We start from the raw sequence: 6264 nt of genomic DNA on the forward strand, positions 1-6264 counted from the left end.
CGCCGGCGAAGTGCGCGCGCATGGCCGTCGCCGCCCCCGCCCGGTTCCCCGTGATGACGGCCGTGTAGATGTCGCGATGCTTGCGCGCGACGTCGGCCGGGGTCTCGTCGGGCGTACCCAGATCGTCGCGGAGCTGGTGGTAGACCTCCCAGAACGCGCCGAGCAACTGGCCCACCAGGGGGTTTCCGAGCGGCTGGTAGAGCACGTCGTGGAAGAGCCGATCGGTCTCCGGGGAGATCGCTCCGACCAGCGCCTCGGCCTCCATGCGTTCGATGATCTCGCCGGCGGGGGCGAGCAGCGCGGCCATGTCGGCCTGGTCGTGCCGGTCGATGAGGCGCTGAGTCAGCCCGTCCTCGAGGATCTCCCGGATCTCGATGAGGTGGCGCAGGTGGTCTCGCTCGTCCTGCATGGCGATCCGGCTGTGGAAGGCCAGCTCATCGACCAGGCCGTTCAGCGACATCCGGCCGACGAACATGCCGAAGCCGTGCCGGATGTCGACGATGCCGACGGCCTGCAGGACCTTGAGGGCCTCCCTGACCGAGTTGCGGCCGATGGCCAGCTCTTCCATCAGCTCCGACTCGGTCGGCAGCGGATCCCCGGTCGTCAGGCCGCGCCGCAGGATGATGTCCTTGACCGCCTCCTGCACCTCGACCGCGCGGCTCAGCCGACGGCCGCGAGCTGCGGAAACGGATCCAACGGGTACGCCGGGACGCCGCTCGGCGTCGCTGCCGGCGGCGTGACGATCATCGTGAAACATGACGGACATCTCCTGGTCATTGCTCTTGACCGGACACGGGCTCGACCCTAGCCTCCACTCTACTGGACATGGGATGTGGGACGTCCAATCTCCCACACGTGACGAGACCCCACCCCGCCCGACACCAGATCCTCTCCAGGAGGCACCGTGAGCGCCCCGATTTCCCGGCCCCTCAGCCGCCGCGACTTTCTGCGCTACAGCGGGACGGTGAGCGCCGCGGCGGCGATCACCGCCGCCGTCTCGGCCTGCAGCGGCCCCGCGTCGACCAGTTCGGTGGGTGCGGGCGGGGACAAGGACCTCGTCACCGCCGTCATCGGATACGGCAACGACCAGAGCTGGGACCCGACCATGACCGCGTCGGCCTTCTCGATGGCCGGCCTCAACCACGTCTACGAGGGCCTGGTCGACACCGACCCGATCACCCGCGAGCCCTATCCCGCACTGGCCACCGCGCTGCCCGCCGACACGTCGGCGACCACGTGGAAGTTCACCCTGCGGACGGACGCCAAGTGGCACGACGGGCAGCCGGTCACCGTCGACGACGTGCTCTTCACCTTCGAGCGGGTCCTCGACCCGAAGGCCAAGGTGCTGACCTACTCCTTCTTCGAGACCTGGCTCAAGGAGGTGCGCAAGGTCGATGAGACCACCGTGGAGCTGGTCTTCAAGTTCCCGTTCCCCGACGCGCTCCAGCGGCTGACCATCGCGAAGATCATGCCGAAGCACGTCTTCGGAGTGTCGGGCGGCTGGGACGCGGCCAAGGGCGGAAAGGCCGTCGGCTCCGGCCCGTACAAGATGACCGCGCACAACCCGAAGTCCAACACCACGTTCGAGGCGTTCGCCGGCTACAACGGCCCGCGCAAGCCCGCGATCCGGAAGATGAACTGGCTGTCCATCGTGGACGCCTCCGCGAGGGTCGCGAAGATCTCGGGGGGCAGTGCCGAGGCCCAGATCGCCGAGAACGTCCCGTACGCCAACATCGACCAGTTGCGCAAGGCCGGGCTGACCGTCGAGGGCGGCAAGGGCATGAACCACATGTTCCTGATGTTCAACACCGGCCAGAAGCCGTTCGACGACGTCCGGGTCCGCCAGGCCCTGTTCCACGCCATCGACACCAAGAAGATGATCGACGTGGCGCTCAAGGGGCACGGCACCCCGGCGACCAGCTTCCTCAACGAGCAGAACGCGTCGTACGCCAAGGCCAAGACCGTCTACGACTACGACCCCGAGAAGGCGAAGTCGCTGCTCAAGGCGGCCGGCGTGAGCGACCTGTCGGTCACGCTGATGGCGGTCAACGTCAGCTGGCTCGCCGACTGCCTGCCCACGATCGCGAACTCGTGGCAGGCGATCGGCGTAAAGACCACCCTGGAGCCGCAGGACACGAGCGCGCTGTTCACCAAGATGGACCAGAGCCAGTCGTACCAGGTGGTGGCGGCCGCCTCGAACCCCAACCAGTTCGGCCTCGACGCGGATCTGATCCTGCGCTACAACTACACGTCCGGCGGTCTCTGGATGAAGTACACCAAGTGGGACTCCACCGCCGACGCCAAGGACCTCTTCGCGTTGATGGCCAAGGCCACCGAGGAGTCCGATCCGAAGAAGAAGCTCGAGCTGGTGCACCGGTATCTGGACGTCATCGCCGAGCAGGCCGTGCTCTACCCGGTGCTGCACACCGAGCTCATGACCGCGTGGAACCCGAAGCGGCTCACCGGCATCAGGGCGCAGGCCTACCCCGGCATCGGTCTGCTGCAGGCCAAGCGCATCTGATCCACGCCGCGGCGCCGGCAGACGATCACGGCGCCGCCCCGGCCGGCCCCCGACCCGACTTCACCAGGAGGTGCGCAGTGGCAGTGATCGGCAGAATGCTGGTACGCCGCATGCTCATCCTGATCCCCCTGCTGCTGGGCGTCATCCTGCTCGTCTTCATTGTCATGCGGTTCTCCGACAACAAGCCGGAGTACGCCTATTTCCAGGGCGCCAATCCGACCCAGGAGCAGATCCACCAGTTCCAGGTGGAGAACGGACTGCTCGATCCGCTGCCGCTGCGCTACGTGCGGTTCGTCGGCGAGCTGCTCCAGGGCGACATGGGCACCAGCGCCCTGACCAAGGCGCCGGTGCTCGACTCGGTGGTCACGGCGCTCCCGCTGACGCTGCAGCTGACCCTCCTCGGCCTGATCATCGCCGTGGTGCTGGCCCTGATCTTCGGCGTCACTGCAGCGATCTTCCGGGATCGCTGGCCGGATCAGCTGATCCGGCTGGTGTCACTGATCGGCGTGGCCGCGCCCGCGTTCTGGCTCGCGCTCTTGATGATCCAGTGGCTGGCGGTCGACCGCGGGTGGTTCCCGACCAGCGGCTACATCAACCCCGCCGACTCGTTCAGCGGATGGCTGCGGTCGCTGACGCTCCCGGCGCTGTCACTGTCGCTGCCCGTCGCGGCCTACCTCACCCGGATCATCCGGACCTCGATGGTCGAGGAACTCGACAAGGACTACGTGCGCACGGCGATCGGCAGCGGCCTGCCGCCGATCGTCGTGGTGGGCCGCAACGTGCTGCGCAACGCGCTGATCAACCCGCTCACGGTGCTGGGCCTGCGGGTCGGATACCTGCTCGGCGGCGCGGTGGTCATCGAGACCATCTACTCGCTGCCGGGCATGGGTCAGCTCATGATCACCGCGGTGCGCAACGGAGATCCCGCCGTGGTGCAGGGCGTGGTGCTCACCATCGCCATCGGGTTCGTCGTGGTGAATCTCGTCGTGGACATCCTCTATCTGCTGGTCAACCCTCGGCTGAGGAGTGCCGGATGATGCGCGGTGGACTCGCGACGAGGTTGTCCCGGGCGGACCTCGCCTTCCGGCGGCTCGGTCCCGCCTCGTGGATCGCCGTGGGCGTCGTGGCCGCGATCGTCCTCGCCGCCGTCCTCGCCCCGGTGCTGACCCCGCACTCCCCGTACGTGCAGGAGGCGGCGGGCGGCGGTCCCAGCGCCTCCCACTGGATGGGCCTGGACAGCTCCAACCGCGACATCCTCACCAGGCTGCTCTACGGCGCGCGCTGGTCGCTGATCATCGGTCTCGGCGCGACGGCGATCGCGCTGGTGTTCGGCGCGCTGATCGGCGCCGTCGCCGCGACCTCCCGCAGGTCGGTCGACGAGGCGACCATGCGCACCCTCGACGTCATCATGGCGTTCCCCGGCATCGCGCTCGCCGCGGTGCTGGTCGCGGTCTTCGGCGGCAGCATCCCCGTGCTGGTTCTCGCGATCGCCTTCCTCTACATGCCGTCCGTGGCGCGCGTCGTCCGGGCGAACGTGCTGGCCCAGTACGGAGAGGACTATGTGGCGGCTGAAACGATCATCGGGGCGCGTGCGCCGCACATCCTGATCAAGCACGTGGCGATCAACTGCGCAGCGCCGATCCTGGTGTTCTGCACGGTGATGGTGGCCGACACCATCGTCTTCGAGGCGTCGCTGTCGTTCATCGGCGCGGGCGTACGCCCCCCGAACCCCTCCTGGGGCAGTGTCATCGCCGACGGCCGCAACATGGTGCTGCTGGGCGGGTGGTGGGCCACCATCTTCCCCGGACTGCTGATCCTGATCACGGTGCTCTCGCTCAACATCCTCGCCGAGGGGATCTCCGACGCCTGGGCCGCGCCGGCGGCGCGGCCCGACACCGTCAAGAAGGCGGCCGAGGGCGACGCGATCGACCAGGCGGCTTCCGGCTCGGGCGAGATCGTCGAGCTGACCGGGCTCACCGAGGCCGCGCGGCGCGTGGCCGAGCGGGCCCGGCCGCTGCCACAGGGCGAGCCGATCCTGCGGGTGCGGAACCTGGCCATCGGCTTCGATGGACGCCACAACGGCGTGGACATCGTCGACGGGATCTCCTTCGACATCCGACCCGGCGAGGTGCTCGGCCTCGTCGGCGAGTCCGGTTGCGGCAAGTCGCTGACCGCGCTGACCATCATGGGTTTGCAACCCCGGGGCGCCCGCGTCGGCGGCGAGATCCGCTTCGACGGCGAGGAACTGCTGACGATGCCCCGAGCGGCCCGGCGGCGGCTGCTCGGGCACGACATGGCGATGATCTACCAGGACGCGCTGTCGTCGCTCAACCCGGCGATGACCGTCAAGGCCCAGCTCAAGCAGGTGGTCCGGCGCGGCGGCCGGCGTACCCCGACGGAACTGCTGGAGCTGGTGGGACTCGACCCGGCGCGGACCCTCTCGTCCTATCCGCACGAGCTGTCCGGCGGGCAGCGGCAGCGGGTGCTGATCGCGATGGCCCTGTCCCGCGAGCCCAGACTGATCGTCGCGGACGAGCCGACGACGGCGCTCGACGTGACCGTACAGGCGCAGGTGATCCAGCTGCTGCTGCGGCTGCGCGCGGAGCTCGACTTCGCCCTGATCCTGGTATCGCACGACCTCGCCCTCGTCGCGGACGTGACCGACCGGGTCGTGGTGATGTACGGCGGGCAGATCGTCGAGACCGGCGTGACCGCCGCCCTGATCGGCGCCCCCGCCCACCACTACGCGCGCGGCCTGCTGGGCTCGGTGCTGTCCCTGGAGTCCGGCGCGCAGCGGCTCACCCAGATCCGTGGCGTGGTGCCCTCACCGGCCGACTTCCCGAGCGGCTGCCGCTTCGCCGACCGGTGCCCGATGGCGACGGAGATCTGCCGGACCGAGGCACCTGCCCTGGAGGGCGCGGTGCGTCATCACGCGGTGGCCTGCCACCATCCGGCGCTCGCCGTCGCGGCCCCCACACCCGCCGCCGGCGCGGGGTCCGCGCCGGCCGACTCAGCGGAGGCACGATGACCGCGCAGGCCGCCGAGACCCTCATCGAACTCGCCGACGTCCATGTGGTGTACAAGGCGCGCTCCGGTGGCCTCTTCACCGGTGATCGCGTCTACGCGCTCACCGGAGCGGATCTCACCGTCGCGGAGGGAGAGACCGTCGGGGTCGTGGGGGAGTCCGGCTGCGGCAAGTCCACGCTCGCGAAGATCCTGGTCGGGCTGCAGAGACCGACTGCGGGCACGGTGGGCTTCCGTGGGCAGGACATCTGGTCGATGGCGAACTCGGCTCGCCGCACGGCGATCGGGTCGAGCATCGGCATGGTCTTCCAGGACCCGTCCACGGCGCTCAACCGCCGGCTGCCCATCCGGCAGGTGCTGCGCGACCCGCTCGACGTCCATGGCGTCGGCACCGTGCGGCAGCGCGACGAGCGCGTCCGCGAGCTGCTCGACCTCGTGGGGCTGCCCGGCAGCGTGGCGGACCTGCTGCCCGGTCAGGTCTCCGGCGGCCAGCGCCAGCGCGTCGCGATCGCACGGGCGCTGGCGCTGCGACCACGCCTGCTGATCGCCGACGAGCCGACCAGCGCCCTGGACGTCTCGGTACGGGCGCAGATCCTCAACCTGCTGCTCGATCTGAAGCGGCAACTGGGTCTGGCCATGGTCTTCGTCTCGCACGACATCCAGACGGTGCGCCGGATGAGCGACCGCGTCGCGACGATGTACCTCGGGCGGATCGTGGA

At 69.2% G+C, this 6264-nt stretch carries 5 protein-coding genes; 4 read left to right on the plus strand and 1 reads right to left on the minus strand.

Annotated elements, in window-relative coordinates:
- The coding region (locus HKK72_RS34480; protein WP_187238607.1) for a FadR/GntR family transcriptional regulator at window positions 1-757 on the minus strand (757 nt) is incomplete at its 3' end.
- Window positions 758-904: 147 nt separating this feature from the next.
- Here HKK72_RS34480 and HKK72_RS34485 point away from each other — a divergent pair.
- The 4 genes from HKK72_RS34485 to HKK72_RS34500 form a co-directional block, all read left to right on the plus strand.
- Window positions 905-2521 (plus strand): ABC transporter substrate-binding protein, encoded by a 1617-nt coding sequence (locus HKK72_RS34485; protein ID WP_187238608.1) that lies wholly within the window; start codon window positions 905-907, stop codon window positions 2519-2521.
- Between the two features lie 77 nt (window positions 2522-2598).
- A complete protein-coding gene (locus HKK72_RS34490) occupies window positions 2599-3558 on the plus strand; it encodes an ABC transporter permease (protein ID WP_187238609.1) in 960 nt (319 codons plus the stop codon).
- Window positions 3555-5549 carry a dipeptide/oligopeptide/nickel ABC transporter permease/ATP-binding protein gene (locus tag HKK72_RS34495; RefSeq protein WP_187238610.1) on the plus strand — a complete coding sequence of 665 codons (1995 nt, stop codon included), beginning with the start codon at window positions 3555-3557 and terminating at the stop codon, window positions 5547-5549. Before HKK72_RS34490 ends, HKK72_RS34495 begins: the two co-directional genes overlap by 4 nt.
- A partial coding sequence (locus HKK72_RS34500; protein ID WP_187238611.1) for a dipeptide/oligopeptide/nickel ABC transporter ATP-binding protein occupies window positions 5546-6264 on the plus strand: 719 nt, incomplete at its 3' end. The genes HKK72_RS34495 and HKK72_RS34500, both read left to right, overlap by 4 nt.

Source organism: Actinomadura sp. HBU206391 (assembly GCF_014323665.1).
Classification (GTDB): domain Bacteria; phylum Actinomycetota; class Actinomycetes; order Streptosporangiales; family Streptosporangiaceae; genus Actinomadura_C.